Here is a 21,394-nt window from a genome sequence, read left to right as displayed (position 1 = left end):
TAAATTAAGATGGAAAAATTAACTTCAGTCCAATCAAATACAATTGAAGAAGGTGAATTACTTTCAAATTCTCAGCCTATCACAGAAATAAAAGATGAAGAAATTACTGCTTACCTGATTCAGTCTACTGTTTATGAGGATGGTGTAGTTCGCGCATGGGAAGAAGATATTATGCTGCCTACTTATGAAATTGGTGAAGAAGAAAAAAATCCTATTTTCCTGGAGAAGAGGGTTTATCAGGGAAGTTCAGGTGCCGTTTATCCCTATCCGGTAGTTGAAAAAATATCGGATGTAAAGAAAGATAAATTATATCACGCCTTATTTACAGAAAATAAATACATTAAAATAATGATTTTACCGGAGCTCGGAGGCCGTATCCATATGGCTTATGATAAGGTAAAGCGACGTCATTTCGTATATTATAATCAGGTAATTAAGCCTGCGTTAGTAGGGCTTACCGGGCCCTGGATTTCAGGAGGAATTGAGTTCAACTGGCCACAGCATCACCGCCCAAGCACTTTTTTACCTACGGATTATAGTATTGAAGAGAATGCTGACGGAAGCAAAACTGTTTGGTGTAATGAAGTAGAAAGAATGTTCAGAACCAAAGGAATGCAGGGATTTACCTTGCATCCTGATAAGGCTTATATCGAAATAAAAGTCAAAATTTATAACAGGACCGCTTTTCCTCAGACTTTTCTTTGGTGGGCAAATCCTGCTGTTGTAGTTAATGATGAATATAAGTCTGTTTTTCCGCCGGATGTAAATTTTGTATTTGACCACGGAAAGCGTGATGTATCAAATTTTCCCATAGCAACCGGCGAATATTACAAACAGGATTACTCTGCAGGCGTGGATATTTCGAAGTATAAAAATATTCCTGTACCAACATCGTATATGGCTGTTCAGTCTAAATACAATTTTGTCGGAGGTTATGAAGATGGTGTACAGGCAGGTTTGCTGCACGTTGCCAATCATCATGTATCGCCGGGTAAAAAACAGTGGACATGGGGTAATGGGGACTTTGGACTTGCCTGGGATAGAAATCTGACTGATAAAGACGGACCTTATATTGAATTAATGACAGGTGTTTTTACAGACAACCAACCTGATTTTTCCTGGCTGCAGGCTTATGAAGAAAAATCGTGGATTCAATATTTTATGCCTTATGCTGAAGTTGGTTATGTGAAAAATGCTACTAAAGATGCCATAATCAATATTGAAGTGGACGGAAATAAAGCAGATTTAATTTTGTTTACAACCAGTCTTTTTCAGAATTTAAAATTAGAATTAAAAAATGTTCAGGGAAATGTATTGCATCAGGAAGTAATTACTATTTCGCCATATAATCCATATAAAAAAACGGTATCAATTGGTAATAATTTACCGGAGAATTTAATTTTTAGTATTCATACCGAAGAAGGTAAAGTTCTTGTTGAATATCAAGAAGAAAAACCGGAAATTAAACCTGCACCGGATCCCGCAAAAGCAGCTCATGATCCTAAAGAAATAGCTTCAATGGAACAATTATTTCTAACAGGTCTGCATCTTGAACAATACCGTCATGCTACCTATAATCCTTTAGATTATTATCAGGAAGCCTTAAGCAGAGATTCTAAGGATGTACGCTGCAATAATGCTGTTGGTTTATTAATGCTGAGACGCGGGCAATTCAAAAAAGCGGAAGCCTATTTTAGAACAGCTGTAGAAGTATTGACAGAACGCAGTCCGAATCCTTATGATGGTGAGCCGCATTATAATTTAGGATTCTGTTTAAAAATTCAGGGGAAACTGGATGAGGCTTATACCGCTCTTTTTAAATCTACCTGGAATGCTGCCTGGCAGGATGCTGCTTTTTTTGCTTTGGCACAAATAGACTGCATCAGAGAAGAATGGGGGGAAGCCTTAGAACGTATTGATTCTTGTCTGATACGCAATTGGCACAATCATAAAGCACGTCAATTAAAAACTTCCCTATTAAGAAAATTAGGAAGAACAGAAGAAGCTCTTCTTTTAGCGGAAGAATCAATTAAAATCGATCGTTTTAATATGGGATGCCGCTTTGAGAAGTACCTGCTGACTAACAATGAAACAGAACTTAATGAAATGAACACGATCATGCGTAAATGGCCGCATGGGTATATCGAATATGCGCTTGATTTTGCAGGAGCAGGATTATATGATGAAGCCATTCAGTTTTTACAGGAATGTACTCAGGAAATTGATGCTGTTTATCCAATGGTTTTCTATGCAATAGGTTATTTTGAATCTATGAAAGGAAATAAAAACGAAGCAATTGAATGGTATAAAAAAGCCTCAGTATTGTCTCCGGAAAAATGTTTCCCTAACCGAATTGAAGAAGTTAATATTCTGCAGGACGCTATTTTATTGAATCCAAATTATGCAAAAGCACCTTTTTATTTAGGTAATTTTTGGTATGCATTTCGTCAATATGATGAAGCAATACAATGCTGGGAAAATTCAGTAGAGATTGATGATGAATTCCCTACGGTTTTAAGGAATCTTGCGCTTGCCTATTTCAATAAACAAGGAAATAAAATTCGTGCTCAGGAAGTATTAGAGCAAGCATTTGAACTTGACACAACAGATTCCAGGATATTTATGGAGTTAGATCAACTGTATAAAAAAACAGCGAAATCGCCTATTGAGCGACTGGCACTTTTTGAGAAATATAGTAATTTAACAGAAGAAAGAGATGATTTGTGTATTGAGCGGATAGGTTTGTATTGTCAGATTGGTAAATATGAAGAAGCAAAAAAACATATTGCTGCCAGAAAATTTCATCCCTGGGAAGGTGGCGAAGGTAAAGTAACGGGTTTATATACTTTGTGCAGGGTAGAATTAGCTAAAATAGCAATAGTCGAAAAACGTTTTTCTGAGGCAATTCAGCTGCTTAAAGAAACAGAAATATATCCTCATAATTTAGGGGAAGGAAAATTAAAAAATGCGGAAGAAAACGAAGTCCATTATTACAAAGGATTAGCTTATAAAGGACTTGGTGATGAAGAAAATGCCAAAGCAAATTTTATGCAGGCGACACTTGGATCACCGGAACCTGTTCAGGCATTTTTCTATAACGATCAACAGCCGGATAAGATATTCTATCAGGGACTAGCCTGGCGTGAATTGGGAGATGAAGATAAAGCCCGCAGTCGTTTTAATAAATTAGTTGCTCATGGCGAAAAGTATTTATTTGAAAAATGCCGTATCGATTATTTTGCCGTATCGCTTCCGGATCTTGCTATCTGGGAAGATGATTTAAACATTCGTAACCAGGTACATTGTTATTATGTTATGGCATTAGGGCATAGCGGTTTAGGAAATGATGAACTTTCAGAAAACTTCTATCAAAAAGTGAAGCAATTAGATATAAACAAATACACGTTTAGAAAATAATTATTTCTGCCGGCAATTTAAATTTTAATTATCAAAACATTCAAAATGAAAAATATTTTATTGTTAGTCCTTACGTCATTTTTACTTTGTTCATGGAGTGCCACAGATAAAAACGTAATCGATATTTCCGGTCAATGGACAGTACAATTAGACAGTACCGATATCGGATTGCAAAATGGCTGGCAAAATACCATTTTTAAACAAACAGTAAACCTGCCGGGAACAACAGATGATTTTGGGATTGGAATTCCGAACAAACTGAAACCAGGTCTCTCAAAACCTCAGTTAAGTCATTTAACAAGGAAAAATAGTTATACAGGAGCAGCCTGGTATACCCGCGAAATAGAAATCCCCAGCGATTGGAAAGGAAAGGAATTGATATTGAAATTGGAACGTGTGATTTGGAAAACGAATATTTGGATAGATGGCAAAGAGGTCAAATCGGAACAAAATAGTTTGGTTTCACCTCATTATTTTGACTTGTCTAATTATTTGGTTCCTGGAAAAAAACAAAGGATAACCATACGTGTTGACAACAGAAAGCACTTTGATATCAGCCTGGACAATATGGCGCATGCTTATACGAATGAAACTCAAATTATTTGGAATGGAATTATTGGCAAAATGAATATTGAAGCTGTAGATCCAATTCATATCTCTAATGTACAGGTATATCCGGATATTGATTTAAATAAAATTAAAGTAGCTGTTACTTTAAATAATAGCTCGAAAAATACTCAAAAAGGAATGTTGAATGTTGTCGCTGTTAACAAAAAAAGCAAAGAATCGGTTACTGCCCTTGAACAAGCGGTTCAAATAAAAAGCGGACAATCTGTTGTAAATCTTGATTATGATATGGGTAAGGACATAAAGCTTTGGAGTGAATTTTCTCCGGAACTATATGAATTAAAAGTCCAATTCAAGGCAAAAAAGTCGATATCCGAAAAAGCAGTCGATTTTGGAATGAGAAAGTTTTCAAAAAAAGGAACTGTTTTAACGATAAACAATAAAGCTGTTTTTTTAAGAGGAACTTTAGAATGCAATATTTTTCCACTTACCGGTCATCCTCCAATGGACAAACAAGGATGGCAAAAAGTATTTATAACGGCTAAAGAATGGGGTTTGAACCACCTTCGTTTTCATTCCTGGTGTCCTCCGGAAGCTGCTTTTGAAGTAGCAGACGAAATGGGTTTTTACCTGCAGGTAGAACTTCCGGTTTGGGTTTTAAATATTGGAAAAGATAAAAAAGTGACTGACTTTTTATATTCGGAAGCCCAACATATGATTGATGAGTATGGCAATCATCCTTCTTTTTGCCTGTGGTCTATGGGTAATGAATTACAAGGAGATATGGCACTTTTAACAGAAATGGTCAAAAATATTAAAACTCAGGATCCAAGACATTTGTACACTAGTACTTCTTTTACTTTTGAAAAAGGACACGGTATTTTACCTGAACCGCAGGATGATTTTTTTATTACACAATGGACTAACAAAGGATGGGTACGCGGGCAAGGGATCTTTAATAGTGAATCCCCAACGTTCAATAAAGATTATAAGGTCGCTTTGCAGGATGTTACTGTGCCTTTAATAACACATGAAATAGGCCAGTATGCAGTTTATCCTAAAATAGATGAGATTCCGAAATACACCGGAGTTTTAGAACCATTAAATTTCATGGCTGTAAAAGAAGATTTAGAACGTAAAGGATTAATCGATAAAGCTGCTGATTATACCAAAGCTTCCGGAAAATTGGCTGCTATACTTTATAAAGAAGAAATAGAAAGAGCATTGAAAACAGCCGGAATCAGTGGATTTCAGTTGTTGGACTTACATGATTTTCCGGGTCAGGGTACAGCATTGGTAGGATTGCTGGATGCTTTTTGGGATAGTAAAAATTTAATTTCGGCAGAAGAATTCAGACAGTTTTCTTCTCCTGTTGTTCCTTTGCTGCGTTTCCCAAAAGCAACATATACCAACAATGAATCTTTTACCGCCAGCCTGGATGTAAGTAATTTTTCGGGTGATGCCTTAAATGATAAAGTGATTGAATGGAGTATTATGGAGGATACCATTCTAATGGCATCCGGATCAGCAACAAGTACCATTATTTCAGGTTATAATCACGAATTATTTACGATTAATGAAAGCCTTCAAAAAATAAAAGAGGCAACTAAGCTTACTCTTAAAGTAAATATAAAAGATACTGATTATAAAAATCAATGGAATATTTGGGTTTACCCTGAGCAGCAAAGCATCAATTATGGCGATGTGGTTTATACAAGAAGTCTTGAAGAAGCTTATAAATCATTGAAGAAAGGCCGTAAAGTGTTATTAAATCCAGACTGGAAAAAAATAAAAGGAATAGAAGGGAAGTTCGTCCCTGTTTTTTGGAGCCCTGTCCATTTTCCAAAACAAGCAGGAACTATGGGAATACTTTGTAATCCTTCGCACAAAGTTTTTACTGATTTCCCTACGGATATGCATACCGATTGGCAATGGTGGGATTTAAATGTGAATTCTACAACGCTGATTGTTGATAGCATTATTGGCGGCAGCCCTTTAGTGGAAATGGTAGATAATTTTGCCAATAATCGTAAACTGGCATCGCTTTTTGAAGGAAGCACAGGTTCGGGGAAACTGGTAATCGCTTCTTTTGATTTATCAAAGGATATAGAAAAACGCCCAGTTGCAAAACAGATGTTGATTTCGATCCTTAATTATATGAACAGTAAATCTTTCAATCCTGAAGTTATAAAGAATCCGGATATTTTGAAATCAATTCTGGCTGATCAAAAGGAAAAAGATAAAGAAGCAGCTACAAGTATTTATTAGAAAAAAACTTAATCCTGCCGAATCCGTATAAACAGTAAAATGAAATGTGTACTTCGTTTGCTGTTTATACGGATTTTATTTTTTTAAGATTATACGCTTTCTTATAAAAGAAATTATAATAATTTTCTGTTCTTTGTATCTCAGAATTTATTTAGAATAAGTAAATAAGTTTTGCGAGTTAAGGCTAGTCAAGAGTTACGTTATGGACAACAGAAAGTTTGTATTAAGTTTAAAAAAAGGTAAGGAAGCTTCTTTCAAAGAAGTTTATCTTAATTACTATGACAGACTGATAAACATTGCCAGACGATTTAATTTTTCTGTCCTTACCCCTGAAGACTTTGTTCAGGAGACTTTTTTAAGACTATATGATAAAAGGGAATTACTCAATGAAGAGGTCTTATTTGATAAGCAGCTGTTTACTATATGCAGGAACATCATTATCAATCATGTTAACAGGGAAAATAAAATAATTCAGCTAGATCCGGAGTACGAAACTGCACAGGAAGATTCTGAAACAGGAATTTTTGAAGAAAGACAAGAAAAATTATATGCCTTCATAAATCTTCTTCCTGAACAGCAGCAAAAAATATTTACTTTACACAAACTGGAAAACCTTAGCTATAAGGAGATTGCAGCAATAACGGACCTTTCTGAAAAGACGATTGCCAATCATATTTATCTTGCCAGTAAATTTATTAGAAAAAAAATCGAAAACCATTAGGAACTTTTGTGTTCTCGTTTGTTATATATAAAACGAGGCATAAAAATGAATATTGAAATTTATAAAACGGATATCAGCACTAAGGAAGAAGCAAGCTTTATTACAGCTCTTTTGCAATTTGTCATTCCTGACTGTAAAATGAATTTTGATCTGGAAGATTGTGATCATATATTAAGAATCGAAACCAACAGGGATATTAAAGAAATGGTTTATCGTGTTTTTAGTAAACAGGGATTTTATTGTCAACAACTTTAATACAAAGACATGGATGAGAAAAAAATAGAAGAGGAGTTGAAAAAGATCTGGGATGAAACTCCCGTTTCACATTCCGATAATGTAAAAGAAGCTTCTTGGGAACAATTTCAGTCTAAAGTCTTTTCTTCAAAAAAGAAGAAATTTAAAGCCTGGCATTTCGCAGCAGCGGCAGCAGTTTTAATTTTCATGTTTATCGGAACTGGAATTTATTTTAACAGAAGTCCATTACAGGATGATATTTTCCTGGCTTCAAATGTGATCGAAAATCATACTTCGAAAGTAAAAAACGTAGTCTTACCGGACAGTTCAAGGGTAGAATTAAATCCGAATTCTAAAATTGTCTATGCGAATAATTTCCAGAGCAACAGAAAAATTGAAGTTGAAGGTGAAGCTTATTTTAAAGTCAAAAAGGATAAAAAACATCCTTTTCAGGTTTTTTGCAATGAAACAGTCACTACAGTATTAGGTACTTCATTTACGGTGAATGGATATCCAAAAAAAGAAATCAGTGTAGAACTTTATGAAGGAAGCGTTCAGATGACGGTAAAAAACCAGGATAAAAAATGGATTTTGGTGCCCGGCGAGAAATTCACTTATGGAAGCAAAACCGCTTCAGTAACTGAATTTAAAAGGTTTGCCGATTTTGAAAACGAAAAACTTACTGTTGTCAGTGCTTTTATTGAAACAAACTACGGTTATAAAATGGCAGTTCCGCAGAAATATCATGACCAGCGAATTACAATACGAATAAATAAAAAAGAAGATTTAAAAACGATTGTCCAATTAATATCAGAAATGTATAACCTAAACTTTGAAGTAAATGAAGATTTAAAACAAATTACTTTTCAATAGAAAAGAAAAGGATGCACTAGCCGCGAAACTAAACATCCTTCCTTATATCGAGTACAGTATAAAACTGTGCTATTTAATAATATTCAAAAATACAAAATTTTATGAAGCGTATAATTTCAGCATGCTTTTTTTTATTCAGTTTGTGTATGTTCTCTCAAAATGTAACCGTAACTGTAGATAAAACTGTAACGCTAAAAGAATTATTTAAACAAATTGAAAATCAAACCGACTATAAATTTGCCTTTACGGATCAAATTAATACAGGTCAAAAATATTTTGCCAAAAAAAGTACTTATAGCCATATCGAAATACAAAACCTGATCAGCGAACTGAATAAAAACAATTCGATTCAATTTTCGATTGTAGGGAATAATATTTTTGTAAAGCAAAAACCTTCGAAAGCAGCCAAAAAAAAAAATAATGTAACAGGTCAGGTTCTTGATGATAACAATGAACCTGTTATTGGTGCCAATGTTTTTATCAAAGAATCTGGAACAGCTGCCACAACCGATAAAAACGGAATGTTTTCCATGGCATTGGACAAAGGAACTTATACTGTTCTGATTAGTTATGTGGGGTTCAAAAATGCAGCAAAACAGATTACGGTTGATGATGATCTAAGAATAGATTTCAGCATCGAGACTGACAGCCAGCAATTAGAGCAGGTGATTGTGACCAATACCAAAGCAGTCGATATCAGGAATACTCAAATGAGTGTCAATAAACTTACTATGGAAGACATCAAGAGGATTCCGGTTGCTATGGGTGAACCGGATCCTTTAAAATCGATACTGACATTGCCGGGAGTTACCAATGCAGGGGAAGCTTCTTCCGGTTTTAATGTCCGTGGTGGTGCAGCCGATCAGAATCTGATTCTTCTGGATGGCGCTCCGGTTTACAGTGATTCGCATATGTTTGGGTTCTTCTCGGTTTTTAACGCCGATATTGTCAATGGACTGGATTTGTACAAAGGAGGTATTCCGTCTAAATATGGAGGACGTGTTTCCTCAGTTCTTGATGTAAGTCAGCAAACAGGAGATTTTGAAGACTTCAGGGTAAATGGAGGAATCGGATTAATATCGAGCCGTCTTTTGGTTCAGGGACCCATAAAAAAAGAAAAAGGATCCTTTATCATCGCCGGACGTGCTTCGTATGCCCATTTATTTTTGAAGCTGGCAGACAATAAGAACTCTGCCATGTTTTATGATATCAATGCTAAATTAAATTATCGGTTAAGTGCCAATAACAGTGTTGCTTTTTCCGGATACTTAGGGAATGACGTTTTTGATATAAATGAGCGGTTTTCAAGTACCTACGGAAACACTATGGGCATCTTAAACTGGAAACATAAATTTTCAGAACAGTTAAACACCAATTTATCGGTTTTCTACAGCGATTATAAATTTAATCTGGGATTGCAGACGGAAAATTTTGAGTGGGAAAGCAACATCAGCAGTTACGGACTTAAATACGACTGGGATCATTCCCTGTCAGAAAAGTTTAAGCTTAATTACGGGGTCGACGGTTTGTTTTATAATTTTAATCCCGGTACCGCAAAACCTACCAGCCCCGGTTCACAGTTCAATTACAGGCAGCTGGATAAAAAATATGCCTTAGAATCCTCGGCCTACCTTGATTTTGAACATCAGATTACAGAAAAGCTGAATCTTCGTTACGGACTCCGCTATAGTTTGTTTTACCGTTTGGGAGGGGAGGAAATCAGCACGTATGAAGATGGTAAAGCTGTCGCATATAATCCGTTATATAATATTTATGAAGAAGGAACCCCAACCGGGAGCATCTCCTATAAAAGTGGTGAAACGATAAGTAAATTCAATAATTTTGAACCGCGATTTGCACTGTCATATGCTTTTAATGACGATACTTCCGTGAAAGCAAGTTATAACAGGATGGCCCAGTATATTCATATTTTATCCAATACCCAGTCCCCGTTGCCAATGAATATCTGGACGCCAAGCGGTCCGTTTACCAAACCGCAATTGCTGGATCAGTATGCAGTAGGTTATTTTAAAAATTTTAAGGGTGGTGATTATTCTTTTGAAGGAGAATTGTTTTATAAGAACATTCAAAACCGAATTGATTATATTGACGGGGCAGATATAATCGCAAATAATAATATCGAGAGGGTTATTCTCAGCGGAAAAGCCAGATCATACGGTTTGGAATTATTATTCAGGAAAAACACCGGCAATTTCACAGGATGGGTTTCTTATACCCTGTCCAGAGCAGAACAGAAAACTCCCGGAAGAACACCGGACGAACCGGGTATAGCAAATGGCGGATGGTATTTGTCAGGCTATGACAAATTACATAATTTAAGTATTGTCGGAAGTTATAAATTTAATCCAAAATGGTCTTTTGACGCTAACTTTTCATTGCGTTCCGGCCAGCCTGTAACGTATGCAAATGGTTATTATGAATTTGGGGGAATCAATATCCCTAATTACTCACTGAGAAACGAAAACAGGCTGCCGCTTTACCATCACCTGGATCTTGCTGCGACATATACACCTAAGCCCGACAAAAAGAAAGGATGGCAAAGCTATTGGGTATTCAGCATTTATAATATCTACAACAGGCAAAATGCTGCCTCTATGACCTTTACAACAAATGAGGATACGGGAGCGAACGAGACCAGAAGATTATCCATTTTTGGATTAGTACCTGGTGTTTCTTATAATTTTAAATTTTAATAACATGCAAAAGTTAAAAAAATATACCTTAAAAAATAAAGCACTGGCTTTATGCAGCCTTCTTATTGTCTTGCTTTTTTCATCGTGTGAAGACGTCGTAAATCTTGATTTAGAAACAGGAGAAGCCAAAATAGTTATAGATGCCGAAATAATCTGGAAAAAAGGAACAAGCGGTAATGAACAAACCATAAAGATTACCAAAATGGCTCCTTATTACAGTACTGCTGCACCAAAAGTGTCAGGAGCACAGGTGAGGGTTGAAAATAGTGACGGAACTGTTTTTACTTTTAATGAAACACAGCCCGGTTTGTATGTATGTACCGATTTTATTCCTGTACTTAATACGGATTATACGCTGTATGTTCAGGCAGAAGGACAAAGCTTTACAGCAGTTGAAAAGCTGATGTCCGTGACACCGATCAAAAGGGTAGAGCAGGGTTTGGTTCTTGAAGGCACCGACGATATAATCGAACTGACATTCTATTATGATGATCCCGCAAATGAAGTCAATTATAATCTTTCAGATTTTAAAAGTGCCTTCCTGCTCTTTCCGGAATATAACCTGATGGATGATGATTTTTTTAATGGGAATGAAATTAACATTCGATTCTCTAACGAAGATATGAAGGCGGGAAATACAGTTGAAATTACAAATCGTGGCATTTCCAGAAATTTTTATAACTATATGAATTTAATTCTGGAGGCATCCAATGCAAATCCTTTTGCAACTCCTCCGGCCAATATCAGGGGAAATATTGTAAATGCCAATGATGCCAATAATTTTGCTTTAGGTTATTTCAGGCTTTGTGAAGCTGATAACGTTTCTTATACAGTAAAATAAAAAGTTTAAATTTTAATCCTGTTTAATTACATCTGACATATAAAAATAATAATAACATATGTCAGATGTATATTGTTTAAAACCAGTTGGTTATTTGTCTTTATTTGAAGCAGCAGCAGAACCAATTCCTGCAGCATATTTAATCCCTTCTGTCAGGTGTTTGAGAAACAGCGGTTCAGCATAACTGGCTTCCGTATGGCCTCCGCCTGTATAGAAAGCTCTGCCGCCTTCAAAGGAATGATACCACGCTATGGGATGATTTTTACCATTTGTACCCCCCGAATAAGTACTTTCATCCAAAACCGCTATAACTTTTATGTCTTCCGAAATATTGGAATAGTTATACCATTCGTCAGTTCGTTCCCATCGCAAAGGAAGCCCTTTTGTAGCAGGGAAATGTGTGTCAGTAATGTTTATGACCGCTTTCAGAACGTTTGGATTATTAGGATGCCCTGCAAACTTAGCTCCCGTAAGGCGAATATACCATGGCCAGTCCTGCTCCGTATCGGCAGCGGAATGAATACCTGCAAAACCTCCTCCGGATTTTATATAGTGTTCAAAAGCTTCCTGCTGGCTGTTGTTTAGAACATCGCCGGTAGTGTTTAGAAATACAACGGCACTATACACCGCTAAACTGTCTTTTGTAAAATCGTCTGCATTATCCGTTACCTTAACTTTCAGTCCGTTTTGACTGCAGATCAGTTTGACAGCTTCGATTCCCTGTGGTATTGACGAATGGTGAAATCCGGCAGTTTTGGTGAAAACTAATATTTTTTCCCCTGTTGCATCGGACTGTTTTTTTATGCTGCACGATAAAAATAGTACAGTTGCTAACAAGATTCCTGTAAAAAGCAGGGATATATTTCGGGGCATTTGTGAATGAGTCATAAGTTTATAAATTCTTTGTGGGCAATTATTCATTTCTGTTTACAGGCTAATTTCTTATGTACGAAACTTAACGTTCCCGTACATATTAAAATTTAAGGTATAGACGAAATTAATTAAAGGACTAAAATAATATTTTTTTACTTTAGGCAGGCGTTTTATTTCGAACGGACTATTTTTGTAATTTATTAGCTAATTTAATGGAAAATTTTGTTTCTCGGGATGTTGTTGAAAAGTGGCTTAAAGCCTGGTCATTGTCAAGGGAATTGCCATTACCGGTTAGTTATAAATCTGGTTTTCAAATCGATGTTGGTTATGAAAAGCAAAAAACCAGATATGTATTTTCTGAACTTAATGAGGATTTTATCCGGCTTTCAAAAAATATCGATGAACCCTGGATTTTTCTAAAGGTTTGCGCGTCTGCTCATGAAATCAAACCTGTCATTTCTGAGAAATGGATAATTCAGCCACAAGGTTTTATGATGTATTGTTTTCACACAATGAATATTCCGATAACCGGTTTAAGCGATGATTATAAATTGGAATTCGATTATTATAATTCAACTTACGTTGTTAGAGTAGTGGATAAAAAAGGAGAGCCAGCCGCAATTGGCCGTGTTGTTCTTGTTGACGATTGGGCTGTTTATGATAGAATTTCAACCGAAATTAATCACAGAAGAAAAGGCCTTGCAACATTTTTGATGAAAGAACTTGAAAAGATCGCATTGTCAAAAGGTGTTTTCAAAAACTTTTTGGTTGCAACAGATCAAGGCAAATTTTTGTACGAATCCTTAGGCTGGAAATTGTACAGTCTTTATACGTCTATTGTTATTACTGCCTGATGTATTAATGAATCCCTTTGTTTTACTGTGCTATAACTTTCAAGGGATTTGTATTTTACGAATATACACAACCTATTAATAATATCTTCGATTACATTTGTGCTGTAAAACAATGAAGCATTAAGAAAAACAATACACTATGAAATTCATCACCACCTTTTTTCTTTGCCTTTCCATACAGGCTTATAGTATTAGTTTATACAAAAAGGGAGATACATTATACAATTGCAGTCCGTCTGACATTCATTTATATGCACATTCAAATGCTGGCAGTAAGATTGTAAGCGTATTAAAATTTGAAGAAGAATGTGTTGTTATTGATGACGATTTAAAAAAAACGCCGTATACAGTTCTCGAAATTAGTCCCAAAGGAGATGCGGAAGATGATTTTAAAGGATTCTCTTTATCCGGCTTTTGGGTAAAAGTAAAAACCAATGACGGAAAAGCCGGCTATGTTTTTGATGCCTGTCTGTCAAAAATAAAGCATGGTTTTGAATTCAGTACCTCTTATTTTGATCAGGAATTTAAGCTGATTAAGGAAAAAGCTAAAAAACCGGATCCTAAAAAAGACAATGCCTATTCTAATTCCTATTTGTATAAAAATAGAGCTTCCATTATAGAAAACGGCAGTGATTATGACATTTCCACTTGTTATTTTATTCCCAATATGTCTTTAGAAGAAGGGTATTTTCTCCTTAAAAGCACTGATCATATTCCTGTCTCCCAAGATTCCGGAGCTTATGGAATTTCAATTCAGTTTGATGGTACAGCGTTAAGTTTTTCTTCCATAACAGAAAATACATCCATTAAAAAAATCGATACTAAAACACGGAAAGGTGTTGAGATATGGTTTGAGGCTGCTGATTAGGTTGTGAGTAGTAATAAATTTATGTAAATTTTACGGAGCTAGAAAAGAATACATTTGTTGTTGACTTTACAACTTTCCTCTTTACACTTCAGTATATATTTGATACTTTAGCACTCAAATATCAGATTAATCAAATACAATAATTGCTTAATGGCAGTCCCAATGATGATATACTAAACATTTCCCTTCAGCCTGATGGAAAAATTATTATTGGCGGTTATTTATATACTTACAACAATGCTGTTATAAACCGAATGGCTCGCCTAAATTCTGACGGAAGTTTAGATACTTCATTTAAACTTGGTTTAACAGATGTCTATTCGATTCAGCGTACACTCGTTTTACCAGACGGCAAGATTCTTATAACAAATGATTTTGGAGATAGCAGATTAATCCGCTTAAATTCAGATGGAAGCTTAGATACGACATTTCCAATTATTACAGCTAGTTCCCAAATTAGAAACATAGTACTGCTGCCCGATGGAAAAATTATAATTGCTGGCGACTTCAGTGCTATTAATAACAACACAACTGGAAATATTGCCCGTTTAAATGGAGATGGGACTATTGACACAAGTTTTAATTCTGATTTAATTTTTCTTCATGATAATAACGGTGTTAATTTAGGGGGCATTATTTTTACCACATCTCTGCAGACAGATGGTAAAATTATTATTGGAGGATTGTTTAATACGATTAGTGGTATAGTTAGAAATAATATAGCACGTTTGAATACAGATGGCAGTTTAGATTTATCTTTCGCGCCAGTTGAAGGTGTTTCCCATTTTGGTACAGGTGGTGCTTATCTTACTTCTTCTGCAGTTCAAACGGATGGAAAAATTATTGTTGGAGGCCAATTCACTAATTATGATGGTATCCGTACCAATACAATAGTTCGTTTAAACAACGAATTATTACCTCCTTTTGCCACACCGCAATCTGTTTGCAGCAATTCTACTGTTGCTAATTTAACTGCGATAGGCACAGACTTAAAATGGTATGATACCGAAATTGGAGGTATACCGCTGACACCGGATGTAATTTTAAATACTGCTGCTTATTACGTTTCACAAACTGTAGGGGGTATTGAAAGCGCAAGAACAAAAGTACCAGTAACTGCTGACACACCCCTTATACCAGTTTTTACACAAATAAATGATATTTGTTCAGGTACAGTATTACAGCCATTATCAATGCTTTCGAACAACGGAATTTCTGGAAGCTGGTCACCGGCTTTAGATAATACTGCTACAACAACCTACACTTTTACCCCAGCATCAGGATCATGTGCTGTACCAGTAACAATGACTATTAAGGTAAACTCAGGCATGATGCCCTATTTTACACAGATTGCTCCTATCTGTTCAGGAGAATTAATGACTCAATTACCTGCAATTTCAAACAACAATATTACAGGCAGCTGGTCTCCAGATTTAAACAATACCGCTACAACAACCTACACATTTACCCCAGCAGCCGGTTCTTGTGCTGCTATAGCTAAGATGGAAATTGAAGTGCTAAACCCTCCAAATGTAAAGTTGAATAATGAGGAAGTAATTTGTCCTGAAAACACAGAATTAGTAAAGCTAAATGCAGGTTTACTTTCAGGTTCTCAATCTCAATATAGTTACCAATGGTCAAGAAACGGTCAATTGCTGCCATTTAATAATCAATATTACATAGACGTAAGTCAGGACGGTACATATACCTGTCAGGTAACAGACAATATAACTTTTTGTAAAAGCATCAGTACGAATACGGTAATTTATTCAAATCCATTAATTATCGAAAAAATTATAATTTCGGATTTAACGGAAAACAATACAATAACGATCATAGCTTCTGAGATGGAAAATAGTGAATTCAGTTTGAATAATCCATCAGGACCATTTCAACTTTCCAATAAATTTGAAAATGTTGAGCCTGGTTTTTATACAGTATATGTAAACAACAAAAATAGCTGTAGTACTATTTCAAAAAATATTTCTGTTGTTGGTGCTCCTCCATATTTTACGCCAAATGATGATGGTTACAATGATACTTGGAATATAAGAGGAATAAACAATGAATTACTTAAAAATTCAAAAGTAGTTATTTATGACAGATATGGAAAAATCCTCAAAATAATTCCTAATGCCGTAAGTATTGGCTGGGACGGGACCTATAACGGTAACCCTTTGCCTGCTACTGATTATTGGTTTGTTGTTAATTTGGAGAATGGCAGAACAGCAAAAGGCCATTTTTCATTAATAAGATAATAATAAAAACACTGCAGTGTTTTGAGAGATTGCCCAAAGAAGCTTGTTTTGTACAATTTTAAAAAATGAAATTGTTTTTTCGTCTTTTGCATCATAATCAATACTTGTAGTGTAAATGTCTTTTATTTTTTGATAGAAGAATTTTTCAGATATTCGTATTTCACGAATGCGTTGTTGCAATTCGTTGAAGTAGTTCATGGTAGTGCCAGACTTAAAGCGATCATCATTTAATGCAAAACCTTTAACGATATATTCTTTTAAACGTTGCGTTGCCCAAATACGAAATTGCGTTCCTTGTTGCGATTTTACGCGGTAACCAACAGAAATGATGACATCAAGATTATAATGTTTAACGTTGTTTTCCTGTGTTTTTCCCTCAACAGCACCATGTAAAGAGGTTAGTCGGAAATCCCGACATACCACTTTTTCGTCTAGTTCACCTTCTTTAAAAACATTAGCAATATGCTCCGTAATGGTAGATCTTCCTTTGCCAAAAGCAACGCAATTTGAGCTTGCGTCAGCCAAACTGTTTCTTCATTAAGTCGAACATCAATTTTAATATTGCCTTCCTGATTTTGATATATAAGTATTTCCCCTGTGTTCATATTACGCTGTTCTTTCATAAAACTCACTCCTATTATTCTTTAAACAACTATTCCGTTAATTTGTTTGGCAAGCTTCGGGAATACTCGTATTAATGCACAAGAATCTTCGTTGAAAGCCATTAAGAATTTTGTAAGGTTAAATTCAAATGCTAAAGTATTGAATAATTAATTAAGATGATTAAGGAAACTATAAAGGATAAAAAAGATTTTTTGAAACCTAAACCCCTAGCCCAGATGGGAGGTAAAATCCTTTTATGCCGGGGTGGGTTGGCACAAAAGATTTGGAAGGACAGCAGGAAATAGCTCCTAATAAGAATCTTTGTAACTTAATTTAATGGAAAATTTTGTTACTCAGAATGTTATTAAAAATAACAAAAGGCATATGTTTCGATACATATGCCTTTTTGTGATGTGTAATTTCTTCATTTATTGATCTGATTCTTTTTTTGATAATAATTTGAATCCGGAGTATTCGAGTTATTTTTATTAGGAACCCGATTTGGACTATCATCTATAAATTCTTCAACAGTTTGGGTATTTTTATTTTTTTCAGAATTTAATTTTAAACTTTGAAGATGTTCTATTGTGTCTTTTTCCGGACAATTCTCGTTGTCGGGATCATAATTTTTTTCTACCATAACTTTCTGATTTTTAAATTATATTTTAGAAGAACTCTTTTAATAGTAGTTTTTTATTGAAATTTTTCGAGTCTTTTTGCAGAGATTGATTTGTTTTTATATCTGTTCTGTGCCAACTTGATGCAGAACCTTTGTATCATGACTAAATTAAACCTAAAGTTATAAAACTAATCCTTGTTCAGTTTTATAAAATTGAACTTTTTAATTATATAATTATCAGTATAACGCCTAAAAACTTACGGAAAATCGGTACATAAATTCGTTAAAAACATATAACTACCTGATAATAATATAATTGTAAATGTAAAAGATATAAAACTTTGTTTTTTGCAGGTTATAGATTTGTTACTTCAAACTTTAAATATTTCAAAATCCCTTCAGGAAAATGATCCTGTAGGTTAATGAGCATCAAAAAGATCTAGGTGCACAAGATGAATAGTATACTCATGATTCAGATGACGATTAAGGTCAAAATATGATTCAATTTTTTTAACCCGTATAACTTTAAACAGTACTATTATGCCAGGAAAAAATCCCGGTCCGCAAATTAAGGATAAGGACCAATACGAAGCACTCCGTGACAAAGGCTACAGCAAACAAAAGTCTGCACGAATAGCGAACAGTCAGGGAGCAGAAAAAAGAGGCGGAAGCAGCAGTGACTATGGCGAAAGAACCAAACAAGATCTTTATAAAGAAGCTAAAAAAGCGGATATAAAAGGAAGATCCAAAATGACTAAAGAAGAATTAATGCATGCGTTACGCAATAATTAATCATAAAAAAATAAGTCTTCTGCCGGAAGACTTATTTTTTTGATTCACGTCGATGTAACTAATTTTTATTATTAATTGAGCTGCCTTTTTCGGACAGGCACCTCTAAAATTATACAATACTATTTCTCCGGAAATACTGTTTTACCGGTAATTCTGAATCGTCCATTTTGTGTGTCGTCAGAACCATCAGGCTGTTTTCCTCCCACTGAGATCGTAAACCAACCGGGTTCTATTACACGCTGGCCTTTTTTATTTATTAAGGACAGCTGTCTTGGCGTAATGGTAAAACGAACCGTTTTTGTTTCCCCTTTTTTCAGGTTAATACGCTCAAATCCTTCTAATTGCAATATCGGGCGTGGAGTAGACGCTTTTTCATCTTTCAGGTACAATTCAACTACTTCATCTCCGTCACGGTCACCTGTATTGGTTACGTCAATTGATACTTCAAAATCTTTTTCAGAACCCGGATTTACGGGAAGTTTTAAGTTACTGTATTTGAATTTGGTATAGCTTAAACCAAATCCAAAAGGGTAGAGAGGTTTCTCATGAAAATAGCGATACGTGCGTCCTTTCATATCATAATTTTCGAAAGCCGGAAGCTGATCTACGGATTTATAATAAGTAACCGGCAGTCGGCCGGCGGGATTGTAGTCTCCAAAAAGTACATCAGCAATGGCATTACCGCCCTGCTGACCCGGATATCCGGCAGTCAAAATTGCCGGCAGATTATCATTTGCCCAATTTATGGAGAGCGCACTTCCGTTTATTAAAACCAGGATGACTGGTTTTCCGGTTGCTGCCATCGCTTTCATTAGTTCTTCCTGATTAGCGGGCAAGTTAAGACTGGTACGGTCTCCGCCTTCAAAACCATCTGCTTCGACTTTCATTTCTTCACCTTCCAGACGTTCATTCAATCCCAATACTAAAACTATGGCATCCGCCTGACTGGCAGTCTGAACAGCTTCCTTTAATATGTCTTCTTGTGGCTCAGCCCATAAAAGCTGCGCGATTGCGTCGCCATAGAAGTTTTGGTATTTGACCTCTATTTTGTATTTTTTTCCGGCTTCCAGTTCAATTTTCTGTGGACGGATTCGGGGATTGTGTTTGTTTTTTCCGCCGGATGTTTTTCCGCCTTCGATTTCGATAGTCATAAAAGGTTTTGACCATTCGGAAATGTTGTAAATCCCGGTTTTTGGTGCGACAATATAACCTGTCCATCTGACACTATAGTTTCCCATTTTCAAGCGCGGGTCAGGAGTATCAATATCCCAGTGAAAATCTATTGTATCATCTGTACGGGTAAAAAGCGGTTTTCCCTGCCATTCCGTATTATCAAAATATTCTGCTTTCAGACCTTGCGATCCGTTTTCGTTTTGAAGGTAAACAGAGGGAACAACTTTCATTGCGGGAACTCCTTTTGCAAGATCAGTTCCCTTTGCATACAGCACTTTGGCGTTAGGCTCCAGTTTGTTTTGAATACCTTTTAGCACCGTTACAGGATTGCTTGGCACGCCGCTGTAATTTCCCCATAAAGACTGGACATCATCGGCATTTGGTCCTATTACGGCAATTGTTTTGATTTCCTTTGAAAGCGGAAGTGTATTATTCCGGTTTTTCAAAAGAACAATACTTTTTTGAGAAGCCACACGGGCCAGCGAATTATGAGCAGAGTTATTGTTTACCGAATAAGGAATCTGTGCATAGGGAACCATTTCTTCAGGATCGAACATGCCTAATTTAAAACGGGCCGTAAACAAACGTTTTACAGTAATGTCAATATCAGTTTCGGTAAGCAATTTACGGTCCAATGCTTCTTTTAATGATTTATAACTGCTTCCACACTCCAGATCTAGCCCTGTTTTTACAGCCAAAGCTGAAGCTGACGCTGCATCGCCGGTAATTTTGTGGTATTTCCAGATATCTGTTACAGCACCACAATCTGATACAATATAACCTTTAAATCCCCAATCATTTCGAAGAATATTGAACAGGAATGGGCTTGCACTGGCAGATTCACCTCTAAAACGGTTATAGGCGCCCATAACGGAATAAACATGACCTTCTTTTACCAAAGTACGAAAGGCAGGAAGGTACGTTTCATAAAGATCAATATCGCTGGCTTCAGCATTGAATTGGTGACGGGATGGTTCCGGGCCCGAATGAACAGCAAAATGTTTGGCCGTGGCAATCACTTTAAAGTACTTTTCATCAGTTCCCTGAAGACCGTTAACGTATTTAAGTCCTAATTGACCGGTAAGGTAAGGATCTTCGCCATAGGTTTCGTGTCCGCGTCCCCAACGCGGATCACGAAAAATATTGACATTCGGTGACCAGAATGTCAATCCCTGATACATACCGTGTTGTCCCCGTCTCAAATATTCGTGATGTTTGGCACGTGCTTCATCAGAAATAGCACTGGCAACATCAAAAATTAATTGGCGGTCCCAGGAGGATGCAATTGAAATAGATTGTGGAAAAACAGTTGCATATCCTGCACGGGCAACACCGTGTAAAGATTCGTTCCACCAATTGTATTCCGGTACGCCAAGACGTTCGATGGCAGGTGAGGCGTCCATCAGTTGGCTGATTTTTTCATCTACAGACATTCTGGATACGAGATCATCAACACGCTGTTCGATTGTTAAATTCGGATTTTTAAACGCGAAGTTATTTTGAGCGAAAGTGCTTAGTGTTAGAAAGTTCAACATAAACACGAGACAATATACTTTTCTCATTGAGTTTTCCTGAAAGATTTAGGTTATGGTTTGGGTATTTTAGTAAAGATTAGGATAGTCCGGATACTTACTGACTGCAAAATTAAATGTTTATATCTTGCAGCCTGGGATAAATTGCTATTTGAAGGAGGCTGTAAAGCTTGTGGCTGCGTTTTTT

At 36.0% G+C, this 21,394-nt stretch carries 14 protein-coding genes and 1 pseudogene; 11 read left to right on the top strand and 4 right to left on the bottom strand.

Features of this window, described 5'->3' with window-relative positions; all coding sequences use genetic code 11:
- Nucleotides 1-9: 9 nt before the first annotated feature.
- From ACEN92_RS05990 to ACEN92_RS05960, 7 genes are all read left to right on the top strand, one after another.
- Entirely contained in the window at nt 10-3,417 is a 3,408-nt protein-coding gene (locus ACEN92_RS05990; RefSeq protein WP_495641460.1) for a tetratricopeptide repeat protein, read from the top strand.
- A 45-nt stretch (nt 3,418-3,462) separates the two neighbouring features.
- The gene (locus tag ACEN92_RS05985; protein ID WP_495641459.1) at nt 3,463-6,252 is read left to right on the top strand and encodes a DUF8487 domain-containing protein; all 2,790 of its coding nucleotides are present in this window, start codon (nt 3,463-3,465) and stop codon (nt 6,250-6,252) included.
- 202 nt (nt 6,253-6,454) lie between these two features.
- The gene (locus ACEN92_RS05980; RefSeq protein WP_495641458.1) at nt 6,455-6,973 is read left to right on the top strand and encodes an RNA polymerase sigma factor; all 519 of its coding nucleotides are present in this window, start codon (nt 6,455-6,457) and stop codon (nt 6,971-6,973) included.
- 45 nt (nt 6,974-7,018) lie between these two features.
- Nucleotides 7,019-7,228 carry a hypothetical protein gene (locus ACEN92_RS05975; RefSeq protein ID WP_495641457.1) on the top strand — a complete coding sequence of 70 codons (210 nt, stop codon included), beginning with the start codon at nt 7,019-7,021 and terminating at the stop codon, nt 7,226-7,228.
- A gap of 9 nt (nt 7,229-7,237) precedes the next feature.
- A complete protein-coding gene (locus tag ACEN92_RS05970; protein WP_495641456.1) occupies nt 7,238-8,080 on the top strand; it encodes a FecR family protein in 843 nt (280 codons plus the stop codon).
- 101 nt (nt 8,081-8,181) lie between these two features.
- A complete protein-coding gene (locus ACEN92_RS05965; RefSeq protein ID WP_495641455.1) occupies nt 8,182-10,794 on the top strand; it encodes a TonB-dependent receptor in 2,613 nt (870 codons plus the stop codon).
- 4 nt (nt 10,795-10,798) lie between these two features.
- Entirely contained in the window at nt 10,799-11,635 is an 837-nt protein-coding gene (locus ACEN92_RS05960) for a DUF4249 domain-containing protein (protein ID WP_495641454.1), read from the top strand.
- Nucleotides 11,636-11,725: 90 nt separating this feature from the next.
- On the opposite strand, the gene ACEN92_RS05955 is transcribed toward ACEN92_RS05960, so the two are convergent.
- On the bottom strand, nt 11,726-12,523 hold the full coding sequence (locus tag ACEN92_RS05955) for a ThuA domain-containing protein (RefSeq protein WP_495641453.1): 798 nt from the start codon (nt 12,521-12,523) through the stop codon (nt 11,726-11,728).
- Between the two features lie 197 nt (nt 12,524-12,720).
- Here ACEN92_RS05955 and ACEN92_RS05950 point away from each other — a divergent pair, with 197 nt between their 5' ends.
- The 3 genes from ACEN92_RS05950 (at nt 12,721) to ACEN92_RS05940 (ending at nt 16,488) form a co-directional block, all read left to right on the top strand.
- On the top strand, nt 12,721-13,362 hold the full coding sequence (locus ACEN92_RS05950) for a GNAT family N-acetyltransferase (RefSeq protein WP_495641452.1): 642 nt from the start codon (nt 12,721-12,723) through the stop codon (nt 13,360-13,362).
- Nucleotides 13,363-13,501: 139 nt separating this feature from the next.
- A complete protein-coding gene (locus ACEN92_RS05945) occupies nt 13,502-14,230 on the top strand; it encodes a hypothetical protein (RefSeq protein ID WP_495641451.1) in 729 nt (242 codons plus the stop codon).
- A 143-nt stretch (nt 14,231-14,373) separates the two neighbouring features.
- A complete protein-coding gene (locus tag ACEN92_RS05940; RefSeq protein WP_495641450.1) occupies nt 14,374-16,488 on the top strand; it encodes a T9SS type B sorting domain-containing protein in 2,115 nt (704 codons plus the stop codon).
- On the opposite strand, the pseudogene rhuM reads toward ACEN92_RS05940, so the two are convergent.
- Nucleotides 16,489-17,093 (bottom strand): annotated as a pseudogene (gene rhuM, locus ACEN92_RS05935) (RhuM family protein); the annotation flags it as partial.
- A 422-nt stretch (nt 17,094-17,515) separates the two neighbouring features.
- Nucleotides 17,516-17,731, bottom strand: a complete 216-nt coding sequence (locus ACEN92_RS05930) for a hypothetical protein (protein ID WP_495641449.1) — start codon at nt 17,729-17,731, stop codon at nt 17,516-17,518.
- Nucleotides 17,732-18,250: 519 nt separating this feature from the next.
- Between ACEN92_RS05930 and ACEN92_RS05925 the strand changes: the two genes are divergently transcribed.
- Complete coding sequence (locus ACEN92_RS05925; protein WP_495641448.1) at nt 18,251-18,502, top strand: DUF7218 family protein; 252 nt, start codon at nt 18,251-18,253, stop codon at nt 18,500-18,502.
- A 119-nt stretch (nt 18,503-18,621) separates the two neighbouring features.
- On the opposite strand, the gene ACEN92_RS05920 is transcribed toward ACEN92_RS05925, so the two are convergent.
- Nucleotides 18,622-21,210 (bottom strand): glycoside hydrolase family 3 C-terminal domain-containing protein, encoded by a 2,589-nt coding sequence (locus ACEN92_RS05920; RefSeq protein ID WP_495641447.1) that lies wholly within the window; start codon nt 21,208-21,210, stop codon nt 18,622-18,624.
- Nucleotides 21,211-21,394: the final 184 nt, after the last annotated feature.

Source organism: Flavobacterium sp. Flavsp81 (genome assembly GCF_059491325.1).
The sequence above is the reverse complement of the archived record's forward strand: the minus strand, read 5'-3'. Positions and strand labels throughout refer to the sequence as shown.

Bases quoted from the DNA above. Each gene is read 5' to 3' on its own strand.
- ACEN92_RS05960 (WP_495641454.1), top strand. From the start codon at position 10,799: ATGCAAAAGTTAAAAAAATATACCTTAAAAAATAAAGCACTGGCTTTA.
- ACEN92_RS05945 (WP_495641451.1), top strand. From the start codon at position 13,502: ATGAAATTCATCACCACCTTTTTTCTTTGCCTTTCCATACAGGCTTAT.
- ACEN92_RS05925 (WP_495641448.1), top strand. From the start codon at position 18,251: ATGCCAGGAAAAAATCCCGGTCCGCAAATTAAGGATAAGGACCAATAC.
- ACEN92_RS05990 (WP_495641460.1), top strand. From the start codon at position 10: ATGGAAAAATTAACTTCAGTCCAATCAAATACAATTGAAGAAGGTGAA.
- ACEN92_RS05970 (WP_495641456.1), top strand. From the start codon at position 7,238: ATGGATGAGAAAAAAATAGAAGAGGAGTTGAAAAAGATCTGGGATGAA.
- ACEN92_RS05975 (WP_495641457.1), top strand. From the start codon at position 7,019: ATGAATATTGAAATTTATAAAACGGATATCAGCACTAAGGAAGAAGCA.
- ACEN92_RS05985 (WP_495641459.1), top strand. From the start codon at position 3,463: ATGAAAAATATTTTATTGTTAGTCCTTACGTCATTTTTACTTTGTTCA.
- ACEN92_RS05965 (WP_495641455.1), top strand. From the start codon at position 8,182: ATGAAGCGTATAATTTCAGCATGCTTTTTTTTATTCAGTTTGTGTATG.
- ACEN92_RS05955 (WP_495641453.1), bottom strand. From the start codon at position 12,523: ATGACTCATTCACAAATGCCCCGAAATATATCCCTGCTTTTTACAGGA.
- ACEN92_RS05930 (WP_495641449.1), bottom strand. From the start codon at position 17,731: ATGGTAGAAAAAAATTATGATCCCGACAACGAGAATTGTCCGGAAAAA.
- ACEN92_RS05980 (WP_495641458.1), top strand. From the start codon at position 6,455: ATGGACAACAGAAAGTTTGTATTAAGTTTAAAAAAAGGTAAGGAAGCT.
- ACEN92_RS05950 (WP_495641452.1), top strand. From the start codon at position 12,721: ATGGAAAATTTTGTTTCTCGGGATGTTGTTGAAAAGTGGCTTAAAGCC.
- ACEN92_RS05920 (WP_495641447.1), bottom strand. From the start codon at position 21,210: ATGTTGAACTTTCTAACACTAAGCACTTTCGCTCAAAATAACTTCGCG.